Origin of the sequence: Methylobacterium hispanicum (genome assembly GCF_022179285.1) — a bacterium.
GTDB lineage: Bacteria > Pseudomonadota > Alphaproteobacteria > Rhizobiales > Beijerinckiaceae > Methylobacterium > Methylobacterium hispanicum.
Genome location: NZ_BPQO01000020.1, coordinates 75,368 through 90,112, shown reverse-complemented (window position 1 = coordinate 90,112; position 14,745 = coordinate 75,368). Strand labels below are relative to the sequence as shown.

Annotated in this window: 13 protein-coding genes; all 13 read right to left on the bottom strand. The window is 71.1% G+C overall.

Annotation, left to right across the window (positions count from 1 at the left end; genetic code table 11):
* Positions 1-24 precede the first annotated feature (24 nt).
* The 13 genes from MFF56_RS21070 to MFF56_RS21010 all read right to left on the bottom strand — a co-directional run bounded on the left by MFF56_RS21070 (position 25) and on the right by MFF56_RS21010 (position 14,744).
* The gene (locus MFF56_RS21070) at positions 25-1,047 is read right to left on the bottom strand and encodes a hypothetical protein (protein ID WP_238230871.1); all 1,023 of its coding nucleotides are present in this window, start codon (positions 1,045-1,047) and stop codon (positions 25-27) included.
* Between the two features lie 130 nt (positions 1,048-1,177).
* Positions 1,178-2,239, bottom strand: coding sequence for a hypothetical protein (locus MFF56_RS21065; protein ID WP_238230868.1), 1,062 nt, complete (start codon positions 2,237-2,239; stop codon positions 1,178-1,180).
* The gene (locus MFF56_RS21060; RefSeq protein WP_238230867.1) at positions 2,236-3,279 is read right to left on the bottom strand and encodes a hypothetical protein; all 1,044 of its coding nucleotides are present in this window, start codon (positions 3,277-3,279) and stop codon (positions 2,236-2,238) included. The genes MFF56_RS21065 and MFF56_RS21060 overlap by 4 nt, the downstream gene beginning before the upstream one ends.
* Positions 3,279-4,397 (bottom strand): DUF8359 domain-containing protein, encoded by a 1,119-nt coding sequence (locus MFF56_RS21055; RefSeq protein WP_238230865.1) that lies wholly within the window; start codon positions 4,395-4,397, stop codon positions 3,279-3,281. Before MFF56_RS21055 ends, MFF56_RS21060 begins: the two co-directional genes overlap by 1 nt.
* Before the next feature lie 248 nt (positions 4,398-4,645).
* The gene (locus MFF56_RS21050; protein WP_238230862.1) at positions 4,646-5,776 is read right to left on the bottom strand and encodes a DUF8359 domain-containing protein; all 1,131 of its coding nucleotides are present in this window, start codon (positions 5,774-5,776) and stop codon (positions 4,646-4,648) included.
* Entirely contained in the window at positions 5,773-6,978 is a 1,206-nt protein-coding gene (locus MFF56_RS21045; RefSeq protein ID WP_505744318.1) for a DUF8359 domain-containing protein, read from the bottom strand. The genes MFF56_RS21050 and MFF56_RS21045 overlap by 4 nt, the downstream gene beginning before the upstream one ends.
* Positions 6,894-8,036, bottom strand: a complete 1,143-nt coding sequence (locus MFF56_RS21040; RefSeq protein WP_238230858.1) for a DUF8359 domain-containing protein — start codon at positions 8,034-8,036, stop codon at positions 6,894-6,896. Before MFF56_RS21040 ends, MFF56_RS21045 begins: the two co-directional genes overlap by 85 nt.
* The gene (locus MFF56_RS21035) at positions 8,033-9,169 is read right to left on the bottom strand and encodes a DUF8359 domain-containing protein (protein ID WP_238230857.1); all 1,137 of its coding nucleotides are present in this window, start codon (positions 9,167-9,169) and stop codon (positions 8,033-8,035) included. The genes MFF56_RS21040 and MFF56_RS21035 overlap by 4 nt, the downstream gene beginning before the upstream one ends.
* Positions 9,166-10,296 (bottom strand): DUF8359 domain-containing protein, encoded by a 1,131-nt coding sequence (locus MFF56_RS21030; protein ID WP_238230855.1) that lies wholly within the window; start codon positions 10,294-10,296, stop codon positions 9,166-9,168. Before MFF56_RS21030 ends, MFF56_RS21035 begins: the two co-directional genes overlap by 4 nt.
* On the bottom strand, positions 10,293-11,414 hold the full coding sequence (locus MFF56_RS21025; protein ID WP_238230853.1) for a DUF8359 domain-containing protein: 1,122 nt from the start codon (positions 11,412-11,414) through the stop codon (positions 10,293-10,295). The genes MFF56_RS21030 and MFF56_RS21025 overlap by 4 nt, the downstream gene beginning before the upstream one ends.
* Positions 11,411-12,544, bottom strand: coding sequence for a DUF8359 domain-containing protein (locus tag MFF56_RS21020; RefSeq protein ID WP_238230852.1), 1,134 nt, complete (start codon positions 12,542-12,544; stop codon positions 11,411-11,413). Before MFF56_RS21020 ends, MFF56_RS21025 begins: the two co-directional genes overlap by 4 nt.
* The gene (locus MFF56_RS21015; RefSeq protein ID WP_238230851.1) at positions 12,541-13,674 is read right to left on the bottom strand and encodes a DUF8359 domain-containing protein; all 1,134 of its coding nucleotides are present in this window, start codon (positions 13,672-13,674) and stop codon (positions 12,541-12,543) included. Before MFF56_RS21015 ends, MFF56_RS21020 begins: the two co-directional genes overlap by 4 nt.
* Positions 13,671-14,744: a DUF8359 domain-containing protein gene (locus tag MFF56_RS21010; RefSeq protein WP_238230849.1), complete on the bottom strand. Its 1,074-nt coding sequence runs from the start codon at positions 14,742-14,744 to the stop codon at positions 13,671-13,673. The genes MFF56_RS21015 and MFF56_RS21010 overlap by 4 nt, the downstream gene beginning before the upstream one ends.
* Between the last annotated feature and the right edge of the window lies 1 nt (position 14,745).

Here is a 14,745-nt window from a genome sequence, read left to right as displayed (position 1 = left end):
CGGACCGTTCGGGGATCGTCGTGCTCAAGGCCTCGGACATCCAGCCACGCTCTCCCGCGCTTCGATCCCGTCGGATTCGAGCCTCGTGCCGAGGAGCCCAGCCCCGAACATCGCCTTCAGTGCGCCGGGACGAGCAAGCGCGACGTGGTCCGAGATGAGCATGAAGGAGCGCAAGACGGAAACGGCTCCTTCAAGGCCCGTGTCGTCGACGTGCTTCGCTCCATTGACGGCCATATGCCAAGCTTTGACCAAGTCCGACGGCATCCAGGCCGGATCGAAGCACCGCTCCCGGGCCGCCTGGGGCGCGACCTCGCGCGCCAACGCGATCAGATCGTGCTCGACCGGCGCCCAGGCGGGATCGTGATCGAGCACCTCCCCATCCGCGACGGCAGGACGACCATCGCCGAGGATGGTGCCGAACCGAATGGCATCGGCGAGACGATCGATTCGGTAGCTCCGCTCCGGCGATACGGCTTCAGGCGTCAGCCTCACCCTCCACCCCTCGCGATTCCACTGAAGGACCCAGCGGGGCGCCGGGCGGGGAGAGAACCACCCGGCCTCGGCGAGATAGAGCAACCGCGCCTGGGCTTCGGCTCGCACGACGCCCGCGATCCGCCCGAGGTCGGACAGGTCGAACTCGTCGGTCCTGGGCCCGACCGGCACATCCTCGGTCATGATCCAGAACGGTTCGAGGATGTACGGCTCCGTATCCCGATAATCGTCCCGCCGGGCGAAGCGCAAATCCGAGAAGTCCTTCAGATCGAACAATCGGGCATGCTCGAACGGGCCGGTGCACCGACCGGTCGGGTGCCATCGATCGGGAGGGGGACCCACTCTCGCTCCGCCGAAGGCCCGGTGAACGAGGACGGTGTCGCCGACGCGATATCGCCCGATCACCGGAGCGTCGCCCGGGACGCGGCGTGGGACCACGACCCCGATCACGAGGTCGACCTTCTTGAGGCAGGCGCCGGGCCGCCACGGCAAGACGACGTCGGCGCGGACGAGCGCGAGCTCACCGGAGGCGGACGCACCGCCGACCGTCGTCATCGGGTAGCCTGCCGGAGTTGGCGCCCGGCACAGGCGAAGGCGGATGGGTGGACGAGCCCTCCACCGGGCGGAACGAGAGCTCGGCCGGAGAGGTCGGTATCCGAGTGGATGTCGAATGGCGTGGGACCCGTCACGGGCGCGGCTCCGCGGGGTTCGCGGACGGGATCAGGGGGGCTTCGAGGTCGATCCGTGCCGCGATGCGGGCGAGGCGCTTCCGGAAGTGCGGGGCGCACTCGACGATGGCGTCGATCTCATGCAGGTACCCGATCAGGCGCCTCAGGCCGGTCAGCACGCGCTCCGCCCCCGACCTGCCCAGGGTAGTGGCGATCCGCTCGGCGTTGGCCGCGTCGTGCCATGCGAGCAGCGTCTCCCGGTCCATGGACGGCGGGTCGAAGAAGCTGAATCGCGCCAGCTGGGGACCGAGTGCCGACGCAAGTCCGACGACGTCGTCCCGCAGCGGCAGCAGGCCGGGGTTCGTCGTCATCGCGCCGTCGAATGGGGGTTGGGGACGCCCGCCCGCGATCATCCGGGCGAATGCGGATGCCTCCCGGCCCCGGTCGATGGAGAACGTCATCTCGTCCGTGGCGTCCATCTCGACGACGTCGTAGGCGAAGGGGGCTTCGCTCACGAAGTCGTGGACGATCCGGATGACGGGTACGGGAGCTTGGTAGTAGAGGCCTTCGGGCCTGCGGATCAGGCGGGCGCGGGCCTCCGCCCGGATGGCCGCCACGGTCTCGGAGATCGTGGTGAGGTCGAACGAGCGGGCTCCGGCCCCCTGGATCCGCGGCGGACCGTCGCCGTAGACCGCGACGGCGAGGTCGGGGTCGTTCTTCAAGCCGTCGGGCCAGAAGGAGTCGTCCTCTCCATACCTGCGGTACTCGAACCGCGCGACAACGTCCTCCGGGCGGGGGCGCGGCTCGGGCGGCACCATTGCGGACGTATGCCGCGCGTTGTCGGCGCGCCGCAGCCTGTAGACCGCGCCTCCCGCGCTCAGATAATCGGAGCGCAGCTCCTCGCGGTAGAGCGGGAAGCTGCCGATCACGGGCAGCCTAGCCTCGGGATCGGCCGGCACCTCGGCGTCGACGAACAGCAGGGCGCGGACCCGGTTCCCCGCCTCGTCGGCGAGCGCCACTTGGGTCTGCACGACGATGCGGGCGTGGGAGCCAGCCGTCGTCGCCTGCGGCGGGGTCACGGTCGAACCCCCGTGGCGGAAGCGGGGACGGGGAGGGCGGCCCGTTCCAGGACGATGCGGTCGCGGAGAGGCCGCCACGCGTGGCCTCCGTCGAAGCCCATCAGGTGGTCGATCATGCGCACCGCGGACTGCAGAATGCGATCCGCGCCGAGACGGCCCTCCGCGGACAGGATGCCGGGTGCGTTCCTCAGGTCGTGCCAGTCGGCGACGAGCCGTGGTTCGAGCAGGTCGGGAGACACGCTCGGCGCGTCGGTCAGAGCGGGTGCGCGTAGCCTGGCCAAGCGGACGACGTCCTCCTCCAGGGGCGGCGCCAACTCGGCGTCCCAGCTCAACAGGTCGCCCGAGACGCCTTTCCGGGGAGACGGGATGTCCCGCAGGGTCTGCGACGCCGCTTCGAACCGGTCCAGCCGGAACGACCGCTCCTCGCAGCACGGCGAGCGGTCAGCGAGCCTCAACTCCGCCAAGTCCTTGTCGATGTAACCCCGGCAAATCTCCCAGCGCGGCATCGGGCGGGGAACGAAGAAACCCTGCGGAGTCAGCAGGATCGCTTCGGCGGCCTCTTCGCGCATGGCGGCGATCTGCGCCCATAGATGGTCGTCCGGCACGGCTTCGCCGGTGGACGCGGGGATCGCGCACCCATCCACTGCGAAGTGCTTCCGGGAGGAGCGGTCGAAGTTCAACCCGCCCGTGATGCGATGGCGGTGGCCTCCGAGCGGCTCGCGCAGATATTCCATAGGCCCGAAGACGTACGGGGACACCCTGCCGAGATCGTCGGAGTGCGGCCCGTCCAGCCGGCTGGCGCGCTCCCAGGCGGCCGGACGGTCGGCCAGGAGCCTGCCGCCGAACGACACGATACCGCCCGGCGTATCCTCGTCGTGGCGGCGGAAACGTGCGAACGGCCGCAGCACCCCCTCGACGTCGTGCGGAACGGCCGCGTCGAACACCGCCTCGCGCCTGACGGCGCGACCGCTCGATCCGCAGAGCGTGTCGATCGGGCCGCGCAGCAGAACCCGGACAGTCGGCAGATCCAAGGCGGGCATCACGGATTGAGGCCGCCGAGGTCGCCGAGATCCGGCACGGCCGCGGGCTGAGGGACGTCCTCGAACGAGAGCCGCAGGCGGACGGGCTCGACCACCTTGCGCAGGAACTCCTGCCGCTTCTTCTGGTCGGCGGCGTTGAGCTCCGTCTCGCGCATGATCTCGTTGAACTCCTCCGCGGCCGCGAAGACGACGCCGGCCTCGATCTCGTCGAACGGGCCGAGCGCCCGGGCGACGTCCCGGGCCTCGATCCAGGGATCGACCGCGGGGCGCGGAAGGGCGCCGAGGAAGGGCGCGGTCTCGACGGCCAGGGCGCGGCCGTAGGCGGCGGCGACAGCCACCGCGTCGGCGCAGGAAGGCTGGACCTCGCCCACCACCGAGCATCCGGACCGGGCGAGGGCGTCGCCGACCGGCAGGCCGGCTTCGTCGAGGTCCTTGGGACCGAGCTTGATCTCGGACGAGGTGCGCAGATGCTTCGTCTTGAGGGCGAGGTAGGCGTAGGCCTCGGCCGCCCTGCCGATCGCGAACGAATCCAACGACGGCCAGTCGGGGTTGGTCTCCGCCACCATCGACAGCTTGCGCTTGTCGGTCTCGCGGACGACCCAGCGCGGCGCCGTGCACTCGCGGTGCACGACGCCGTCGACGACGAGGAAGCCGGCGGCCGCCCTGGCGACGTCGGCCATGCGCTCGGCCCGGTCGTCCTTGACGACCTCGCGGAACCCGGCGTCGCGCTCGTGGGGCAGGTTGCGGGTGGCGACCGGCTTCTTGGCGTCGGGAGAAGCGAACTTCTCCTCGACGGTGGCGAAGGGACTGCGCCACGCGTCGGGCTCGCCCCGGATCGCCAGAAGGTCGCCGAACTGCGCGGCAGTCACGGGCGCCTCGTCCGCGAGGCGGACCGGCTCGAACAGGCGGCAGTCGAAGCCGCGGTACTCGCGCACGACCGCCGAGCCCTTCTCGACGTGCTTCGTCCTGAGAACCGTCGGAGCTTCGGCCTCGGACGCGACGAGGACGTCGGCGGGCACGTCGATGCGGAGCGCGATGTCGATGGCCTTGCGTGCGCCGGCCTTGCGGACCGTCGCGTTCATGTGGGTCGTCACCATCATGCGAAGCGTGTCGCTCATGCCTTCGGTCCTGCTCTGGAATGGGCCGTTTCGCCCGACGATGTCGGAACCCGTCGCAAGATCAAAGCACCGTCGAAGGAACAAGTCCGAAGACGAGGGGCTCGAACGCGCCGATGCGCGGCCTCTCCGTGTCGTCGAAGCGGCGCGATCGCACTCCCATTGTTGGAAACGCGCCGCCAGTCCCGGCGGACGGCGCGAGCGCGATAGGGGACGCGCATGACTTGGCGGTGGAAGTCGGCCATCGGGGCTCAGGCCGAAGCCGAAGGAGCACTATCGATCTGGGGAACTCCTTCCGGATCCGGCAGACGATGGCGCTCGAACGCGTCGAAGCGACGGATCGCGCGACCAGCCAAGTCCTCGTAGACGGATCTCCAGTTGTCGCACACGCCCAGGATCTCCTCGTCTTCGTGCGATCCCGGCATCTCGGTCACGAAGAGGCGCATCGCGTCGACGGCCTCGACGATCTGTTCCGGCGTCGGCGGCACGGCCGATGCCGGGGCGGGGAGGGTGCGCCGATCCTTGTGCGACAGATCGGCGATCCGCCGACCGTGGACGCGCTCGTATCCCCGCTGCGCCTGTTCGGCCAGCAGGGCCACGGACGCGGAGGCGAGGGGGGCCACGTCGGCCATCCAAGCGGCGCACTCGGTCCTCAGGACCGACCTCGCCGCGACATGGGCATCGTGATCCGGGACGCAGCCGGGCTCGAGGATGTCCACCATGCCCCGTCGATTCATGCTCCTGCGAGGATGTTCCCGGGCGCGGAACTCCATGGCCTCCGCCACCCGGGTGCAGGCGAACATGTCGGGGCCCGACGGCATCTTGAAGTCGAACGGAATGATGCTGAGGTCGTCCTGCGTGTACTGCCCCCAGAACGGACCGACCGAGCGGCGCAGCAACCGTCCGTCCTCGGTCAGCAGGAAATCGCGCGCGAGCCTCCGCGCGGCCGCGCCCGCCGCCGCGAGGCCCGTGGATTCGACCGACCGGAGGGCCGCGTCCTCGATCGGTCCGATCGCGGCGAAGTCTCCGGGCTTGAGGCGGCCATCCGCGACGTGAAGGAACGGATTGTCGTAGTGACCACCGTCGCAGAAGCCGAGGCCGCGGGTCAGGCGCCGCAACGCATCCTCGGCGGCGATCGCATGCCCCCCGAAGTTCGGGCTTGCCGCGACAGGCAGCCATAAGGATGCGTCGTGACCCAGATACACGGTTTCCCGCGCACGTTCGTCGCGGCACAGGACGGCCGTCGCTGGATTGCGGACGATTTCGATCTCGATCGGCACGCTGGCTCGGAAGACGAAGGAACGAGAATTCCGGGCGCCCTTCGGGACCGCATTCGCTTCGTACGGCACGGCCACGGTGGTGCGGAGGCTGGGTCCGGTCATGGCGCATATCCGAGCGGTGCTTCGAGATCGGGGGGCGGCGCATCCGCAGCCAGACGAGGGAGCTCGTACTCGTCCCATCGGACGAGCGCCGCGCCGTAGAACGGCTCCACCTTCTTCGCCCAGGCGTCGAGTTCGTCCGCCTCCAGGCGGCCGCACGCCTCGCCGACCAGGAGGCGCAGGTCTTCGACCGCTGCGACTAGATCGACTGCGGTCTGCGTCAGGTTGCCCTGGGGAACCGGCCAGCGGAAGCCAGGATCGGCGATCGTCGACCATGGCCAGCCCCACAACCGCTCGTAGGCCCGGACCACGGGCGCGGCGACCCGCCGGAGATCAGGCTCGGGAGAGAGGCAGGCGCCGTTCACGAGATCGAACATATCGCGGGATAAGAGGCCGTAGACGTTGTGGACGGCGTCCCGATCCGGCAACGCCCCTCGATCGAGCACCTCGATTTCGCCATGCACGGCGTGCGTGCCGCGCGACCGATGACGGCGGAGGTGGTCGTAGGCCGCGTCCTTTCGGGCGGAGTGGAATATCGCGGACTGCCCCACAGGGTGAAGGTGGAGGCAGGGGGTGGGCTCGATCGACCATGTGTTGAAGGAGGCCCAATGCGGGCCCGGCGAGGCCCGTAGGAACCGGCCCCGGTCGTCGATCATGAGGTCGGCGGCCAGCCGATGCACCTCGGCGACCACGGCCTCCCGCTCGTCCCAGGCAACGGACCTGAGAACCATGTCGTCGATCGACCCGGCCGTCTCACGCTGGGGGCGTGTGATCAAACAAGGACCGAGATGCGCGAACGGGTTCGCGCCGCGCGTTTCCGGGTGCAGGTCGAGGCCGGCGGCGATGTTGGCGAGGGCGACGCCGGCCGGCAGCGGCGGGGAGGACGGGCTCCAGCCAGCCCGACAGACGGCGTAGAGGCGGGAGCCGCGGGCCAGATACTCGTAGGTGCCTTCGAGCTTCGGAGAGGACGCCCTGGCGGCGACCTCGAGATCCCCGGAGCGCACGACTTCGACGTGGACCGGCACGGTGAGCCGGAACACATGCGTCCTTGGCAGCCGCGCCCCGCGCGGCACGACGCCGGCGCGGTAGAAGGCCGGAACGTCGAGGCGGACGCCGTCGGTCACGGTGCGGCTCCGATGGTCGGCAGGCCGAGTTCGGGTGCGGTGTCCGCGATCGGCAGGCGGTCCCTCTCGAAGACGTCCCATCTCGCGAGCATCGGCTGGATCGTCCGCTCCCAGAGGTCGCGGAGCGAGGCGAGCGTCGCCGGCGAGGCCGGGCTGTCGGCCGCGAACATGTGGTCCTCGGCGAACCCGCGCACCGACTCGACGGCGTCGAGGAGCTCCCGAGGACTTGGCGTCTCGATGCCTTCGGGCGCCGGGCTTCGCTCGCGGTCGACGAAGTAGTGCCGGTCGAAGCCGCGGAGCTTGGCGGCGGCGGCGATCGCCGCCTCGGCCGCGACGCGACGGTCGGTATCGGCGCCGTCGGAGACGACGTCGAAGATGCGGGCCCAGTAGCGGGCGCTGACCCCGCGGGCCGTGGCGAGGGCGTCGAAATCCGGGACGCAGGCGGGATCGTGGATCGCCACCTCCCCCCGGACCTTCGCCGTCCGGTCGGGCGCCAGCATGGAGAAGCACTCGACGGCCTCTGCCAAGCGTGCAGGGCCGAAGGGGTGATGAGCCCCGCTCGGAGGAGCGAAGCGGGCGGCCACGAGATCGATCGTCTTGTCGTCGAAGCTCGCGAAGAACGGGCCGCAGCTGCGGCGGAGCACCCGGCCGTCCCCGCAGAGGAGGAGGTCGGAGGCCAGCCGCGCCGCGTGGGCGAGACAGGTCTGGCGATCGTCGGCGAGATGTTCCTTCAGCAGCACGTCCTCGATCGGACGGGCCCGGAGGAAGGCGTCCTTGGACACGGGCCGCGGGCCGACGTGCGCGAATGGGTTGGTCTCTCCGTCCTCGAGATCCTCCGCGCCGACCGCGAGACGCCGGAGCGCCGTCCCGGCCCGCAGCAGCAGGTCCGGATCGTCGTGGTCGTGCATCGGCAGCCACAGGCTGCCGCCCCAGCCGACATATTCGCGGATCGGGCGGTCCGTGAGGTACCTCGCCGGGATGTTCCTGCAGCTGACGGCGACCGGCAGATCCCCCGGCGCGACCACGGGTAGATCGACGGGGAGCGTCGTGCGGTAGACGACCTCCCGGGGTGACCTGGCGCCGCGCGGAACCACGTTCGCACGATAGGGGACCGCGATCGAAACCCGCTCCGTCCTCATGGGCGCGGACCGTCGGGGAGATCGAAGCCGAGGTCGGGCGCGGCCTCGACGGACGGCAGCCTGTCCCGCTCGTACACGTCGAAGCGCCGGCAGGCCGTGCCCTTCCGCGTCTCGAAGTGCTCCCGCCACATCAGGTTCGAGCCTCTGCGGCCTTCGCTCCCGGAGGATGTCGAGACGTCGGCGAAGAAGCCCCTGACCGCGTCCACTGCCGCGACGAGCGCCTCGGGCCCTGGATCGGGCGTCCCCTGCGGCAAGCGGAAGCCGCCTTGGCGTTGACCGAAGGCGTGGACCGGCAATCCATGGATGGCGGCGGCAGCCACCAGCGCGGCATGCCCGGCCTCCACCTGCCCGCGGGGTGCGAGCAGCATGGCGAGCCTGATCCAGCCGCCGGCCTCGACGTCGGCCGCGGCGCGCGCGGCAACCAGGGCGTCGTGGTCGGGGATGTGGTCGGCGTCCAGGATCTCGACCGCCCCCGCGATGCCGTCCGCGGCGACGCCGTGCTCCGCCGCGGCGAAATCCAGGGCCTCCGCGAGACGGCGCGCGCCGAAATGCGCCCCCGACCCGGCAGGCAGATCGTGTCCGCCCGCGACCACGGCGACGGGGCCGTCGGGCCTCGCGTGCAGGAAAGGCCCGACGCTCCGCCGCCAGATGGTGCCGTCGGTGCACAGCAGGAGGTCGTCCGCGAGGCGCGCGGCACGCGCCAGCACGGCATCGCGGTCGTCCGTCTCGACGCGGCGGACCACCAGCTCTTCCAGCGGCACCGCGCAGGCGGCCTGGGCCGAGCCGTAGGGACGCAGGCCGGCGCCGTGGAACGGGTTGACCAAGCCGGCCGCGAGGGTCGGATGGCCGGATGCGAGGCCGGCCAGTGCCTGCTCTGCCCCCACGGGGGCTCCGCCGGTGGACATCGGGAGCCAGAGATCCCCGCGGAAGCCCGCGTAGCGCGTCTCGACGAACCCCTCCCCGTCGACCGCCGTAGCAATCACCGCCGTCGGCAGATCCTCCGGGCGGAGCACGGGCAGGTCCGCGGCCGTCTCGACCAGACAGACGACGTCGCGGGCGCGCTTGGCGCCCCGCACGAAGACGGAAGCCGAGAACGGCACTCTGAGGCGGATCCGACGAATGTCTTCGGTCACGGGCGCGGTCCTGCGAATGCGGGAAGTTCGGGGGCGACATCGGTGTCGGGCAACCTCGGAACCTCCATGAGGTCCCACCTCGCGAGACAGCCGGCCATCGCCTGCTCGAAGCGCTGCCGGCAGGTCCGATGCTCGACCAGCGGATGGCCCTTCCGGAAGTCGCCCATGAAGGTGTCGAAGTAGGCGCGCATGTCCGCAACGACCGCGGCGAGTTCCAGGACCGAAGGCGGTTCGACGCCTTGCGGCCAGGGCATGCCGGCGCGGTCCATCAGGAAAGCCGGCTCGTCGCAGCCCCGCAACTCCGCCATCCGCCCGACGAGCAGCCGGGCCGCCACGTCGGCCTCCCCGCCGAGCTCGCGGCCGGAATCCCGGAACCAGCCCGCGTAGACGGGGTCGGCGATCAGGAGGGCGGTCTCCCGCGCGTCCAGGTCCGGGAAGCTGGCGGGATCGAGGATCTCCAGCGACCCCGAGGTCCGGCCCGGACAGTCGGGATGCCGGATCCCGCGGTAGCGTCGCGCATCCTCCAGGCGCAGTCCGCCGAAGGCTTGGTGGACGGAGCTGCCGGGGAGCTCGAACCCGCCGTTCTTCAGGACGATGCCGTCGTTCGAGGTGACCCGCCACCACGGGCCCGTCGAACGGCGGAGGATCCGACCGTCCTCGCAGAGCAGGAAGTCGGCGGCGAGACGCGCCACGTTGGCGAGCGTCCGCGCGCGCTCGTCGTGCAGGAACTGCCGGACCGCCTTCGGATCGTAGGGCTCCGCCTTCGGGAACCGATCGGCGCGGATCGGCGTCCGACCCGTCTGAAGGAACGGATTACGGTGCCACCCCATCCGCGACGCGCCCGAGGCGAGGGCGGCCAAGGCTTGGTCCGCGGCGAGGTCCCGGGCGTCGCGCTCGTCCCGGAGGGGCTGCCACAGATCGCGGTCGTTGCCGAACCACGTCGCCTCGCGACGCCCGCTTCCGGGCAGGTCCCTCGCATGGGCGGCCTCGGGCAGATCGCGTGCGGGGACGACGCGCAGATCGAGGACGACACGCTCGCGGAAGACCACGTCTCGGGGATTGCGGGCCCCTTTCGGGACCACGCTGGCGACGTAGGGGACGTCGATGCTCAGTCGGTGCGCGTTCACGGTCGTACCCTCGAAGGAACCGCGATGTCGTCGAGGCCCGAGAAGTCCGGTACGGAGAGCCCGTAGCCCAGCCTCGGCAGCTCGCACTCGTCCCAGCGCACCGTCTCGCGCATTCGCTCGACGGTGCTGACGATCGACGTCCCGGCGCGCTGCGGGACGTGGTCCGTGAAGAAGGAGCGGATGGCCGCCACCGCCTCGACGATCTCCGCGACGGATGGCGTCGCGGTTCCCTGGACGCGGGCGCTTTCCGCGTAGAAACGTTGCGGCAGCTCTTCCGGATCGACGCCGTGGATCCGCCCGACCGCGGCCTCGGCGACGATGCCCGCGAGATCGCCCGCCGGGTCGCATTCAGGTCTCGTCACCCTGGCGATCAGCGCGGTGTTCTGCGGCACCATCGCCCTGGCGAGGATGAGCGGGTCGTGGTCGCGGACGAACTCGGGGTGGATCACCTCGAGACCCGGCGCCTCCCGGGGCAGTTCCGCGTACCCGAGATGCCGGTGCGCGTACTCGGCCGCCTCGGCGAACCGGCAGGAGCCGAACACGGCGATATCCGGAAGATCGTGGAGGCACGGGAGCAGGGCGGGCCCGTCGTTCCTGAAGAAGTGGAAGACCCCTGGGGACCTGCGGAGCACCCGCCCGTCGTCGGTGAAGACGAGATCGTCCGCCAAGCGGGCGGCGCGACCGAGGCTGCGTGCCCGGTCGTCGCTCTTGACGCTGCGGAGCGCGGCCTCCTCGATCCGGCCCGCGGCGGCGGCCTCGGCAGGCTTCATCGGTCGGCCCGATAGCTCGAGGAAGGGATTGGGGTACCTGCCGACGTACTCCTCGCCTGCGGCAATCGCCGCACCGACGCGCTCGGGGGTCAGGCGGAGACCGTCCCGCTCGTGGGGTAGGAGAGGGAGCCAGAGATCGTCGTCGAAGCCGAAGTAGTCGAGCCGCTGGATCCGATGGCGGTCGCCGCCCTCGCGCAGCCTGACGGCGACGGGCAGATCGCGCGCGGGAACGACGCGGATATCGGCCACGAGTTCGTCCGCGTAGACGACCTCGCGCGGGACGCGGCCCCCTCGGGGGATCACGTCCGCCCGGAAGGGCACGCGGATGCGCACGCGCTCGCGCTTCATGGCTTGGTCTCCGGGAAGAGGGAATCGAGATCTGGAGCGATGTCGTCGACCAGCAGCCGCCCGCGCTCGTACAGGTCGAACCGTCGGAGATGAGGGGCCGCCGACTGCTCGAACAACTTCCGGTTCGCCTCGTGGACGGCCCGCACGGCCGCCTTGTCGGTCTCGATGGGGGCGGCGAAGAAGTCGCGCATGCCTTCGGCCGCCGCGATGATCTCCCCGGGGGGCGGGGTCTGCATGCCCGGACACGCGGGGTAGGTCCCGATGCCGCGGGAGAGCTCGTCAGAATTCCGTCCGTACAGCGCTCCGGCGGCCCTGAAGGTCGACGGAATGTCGGCGGCGGCCCCGGGCTGGCTACCGGCGACCATGTGCATCCACTGGATGGCGTTGAAGTTCGCGACGGCGCGGGCCGCCACGAGGGCGTCCTGGTCCGGAACGCACTCGTGCATCAGGATCTCGCACGAGTCGGGCGCCGGACTGGTCCCCCACTCCTCGGCCGCGAACTCGCGCATCTCCTCGAAGCGGGAGATGCCGAAATAGGCGGCGCCGCCGGCGACGAGGTCGGGGGATCTGCCGGGCAGATCGAACCCCGGGTGGACGAGGAACGGTCTCGCGTTGGGGCCGCAGCGCCAGAACGGTCCCGGGGAGCGACGGAGGACGCGGTTGCCCTCTACGAGGAGCAGGTCCGCCGCGACGCGCGACGCGCGCGCCAACCGGTCGTCGAGATCGGTCTCTCGGACCTGGCGGATCGGCATCTCCTCGATCGGGCGGGCGTCCGGAAAGCTCTCGGCCCGCAGGGCCCGGCCGATTCGGAGGAACGGGTTCGGCTTGTTGCCGAGGTTGCACGCGCCCGAGGTGATCGAGTCGATCGCCTGGGCCTGCTCCAAGGGCACGCCGACACTGGCCTCGACCGGCAGCCAGAGTGAACCCTCGAAGCCGATGTAGCGCTGCCTCAAGCCCGGTTCGGACTGCTGTCCCAGGACGTCGATCGCGACGGCGAGATCCGATGCGGAAACGGTTCGGATCTCGACGGCGGTCTCGATCCTGAAGCATGCCTCCCGCGGGTTGCGGGCTCCGCGCGGGACCACGTCGCCGACGTAGACCAGCGGGATCGTGAGGCGCTCCCGGCTCATGCCGTCGGCCCGCCGTGGCCGAGGCCGAGTTCGGGGGCGGCTTCGGCTTCAAGCTCCCTGTGGCGCGCCGCGAACTGCCGGAGGTTGAGCGGGATCCAGGCAGGCATCCGCTCCGCCAGCGGGATGCCCGCGTAGGGCCGGCTTCCGGTGTCGTCGGCAAGCCGGCCGCAGGCCTCGTGCAGGAGCTCGGCGTCCTCCCTTTGCGCATAGACGGCCGGGAGGGGATCCTCCGCGTTCTCGTGCATGCGCCGCACCGCCGCCCGGATCTGCAGGAAGTTCTCGACGCCTTCGTCGGAGAAGCCCGCCACGTAGCCCTTGAGGTCGCACAGAAGCTCCGGCCCCATGTGGAAGGCCGAGGCCGCGAGCGCGTCGAAATGGACGGCGTCCGGGTCGTGGACCTCGCACCAGGGGAGCGCCGGCTCCCGTCCCTCCGGCTCGTCCGCTCCGGCCAGGATCGCGCAGGCGATCGCATCGGCAGGGCGGGTTATCGGGAATTGGAACGCCCGCGTCCGCATCTCGTGGCCGTCGTAGAAGAACCTGCGCACGCCCGAGGAGGTGACCAAGCCGACGCCGTAGTAGCGACTGTCGGCGATGAAGCGCGGGGCGGGGCATTCGGTCCAGACGGCGCCGTCGACCACGATCAGCTTGCGCTGGAGGCGGGCGAGACGCGTCGTCGCCTCCGCCTCGTCGGGTTCGGAGATCAGCCGGAGGCCGCGCTCGTCGAAGGGGATGATCTCCGGGCGCTGCCAGCGGCCCGTCGGCAGGAGGTGGCGCCGGCTCATGGCCGCGTCCGGCAGGTCGTCCATCAGGAAGAGGTCCCCGCCGCCGAGGGCGGTCCACCGGCCGAACACGCCGTCCGGCTCGACCTCGCGGACCACGCCGGTGCGGTAGTCGAGGCCGAGGGGCCTGAACAGCCGACCGTCCATCGTCCAGACGGTCTCGGTGATCACGGTACCCGGCATCGTCCAGCCGACTACCGTCGCGGCGGTCCTGAGACGGGCGGCATCCACGGCTTCGACTTCGAGGGCGACCTTCCGCACCAGGAGCGCGTCGCTCTCCTGCCGCGAGCCCTTGAGCTTGACGACGGCGGCGGTTCCGAACGGGACCTCGACGACGGCTTTCGTGCTCATGGCGCGGGCGCTCCGGGGGCGAGGTCGGGAGAGAGGTCCTGCTCGAAGGCAGCCGCGCGCACGCCGAACCGGGCGAGGTGGTGCAGGACGTGGCTGCCCGGGCGCTCGAAGAGGCCGCAGGGGTCGCCTGGATCGTCCGCCATCCGGCCGAAAGCCTCGAACAGGACGTGGGCGTCGTCGCGGCCGCCTCCGTCGAGGAGCCGGCGGGCCGCGGCGCGCGCGACCGCGAAATCCTCGAGGCCGCCCGCGCCGAACCACGCGAGGTCGCGCCCCACGGCGTCGATCGTGGGGGCAGCCACCATGCGGGCGGTGGCGACGAGATCGTCGAACCCGACCGCCCCGGGATCGTGCACGGCGACGGCGGGCATGAAGCCGGGATCGGCGCCTGGCGAGACCGCCTCGCACCACGCGCGCGCCTCCTCCAGGCGGTCCAGCCTGAAGATCTGGCGGAAGGCGCGGTCGGGGTCCATGACGGTCAGGTCGTGGAGGTCGCTGGCGACGACCGCGTAGGGGCCCTGGGCCGGATCGTCGACGACGAGGCAGGGCGGCAGCGGACACTCGGTCCAGAGCTCGCCGTCGACCACCAGGAGCGTCTCCGACAGGGCGGCGAGGCGGCGCTCGGCGTCGTCGGAATGCCTGTGCTCGACGCTCCTGAGCAGGCGCTCCCGGACCGCCGTGTAGTCGCGGTCGTACTCGCCCATGCGGTCGAAGCAGACCTCCGGCAGGCATGCGGTCGGCACCTCCCGGCGCCAGTCGATGAAGTCGTAGCCGTCGGTCGCCAGGACGTCGGCGCGCGCGGTCTCGGCGCGCACCCGGCGCCCAGGGCGGCCGTCGCAGCCACGGTCCATCTCGACCGGCCGCCAGAGGCGCCCGTCCATCGCGTAGACGGTCTCGGGGTACCCGTTGCGCGGGCTCGCGCCGACGGTGGCGGCAGGGCGGAGATCCGCGATCGTGCGCACCTCCGCCGCGATGGTCGCGCATTCGCCCAGAAGGAACGATTGGACCCGTCTCTCGCGCGGCAGCACGCCCTGCACGGCGACGGCGTACGGGATCTCGATCGTGGTGCGCATC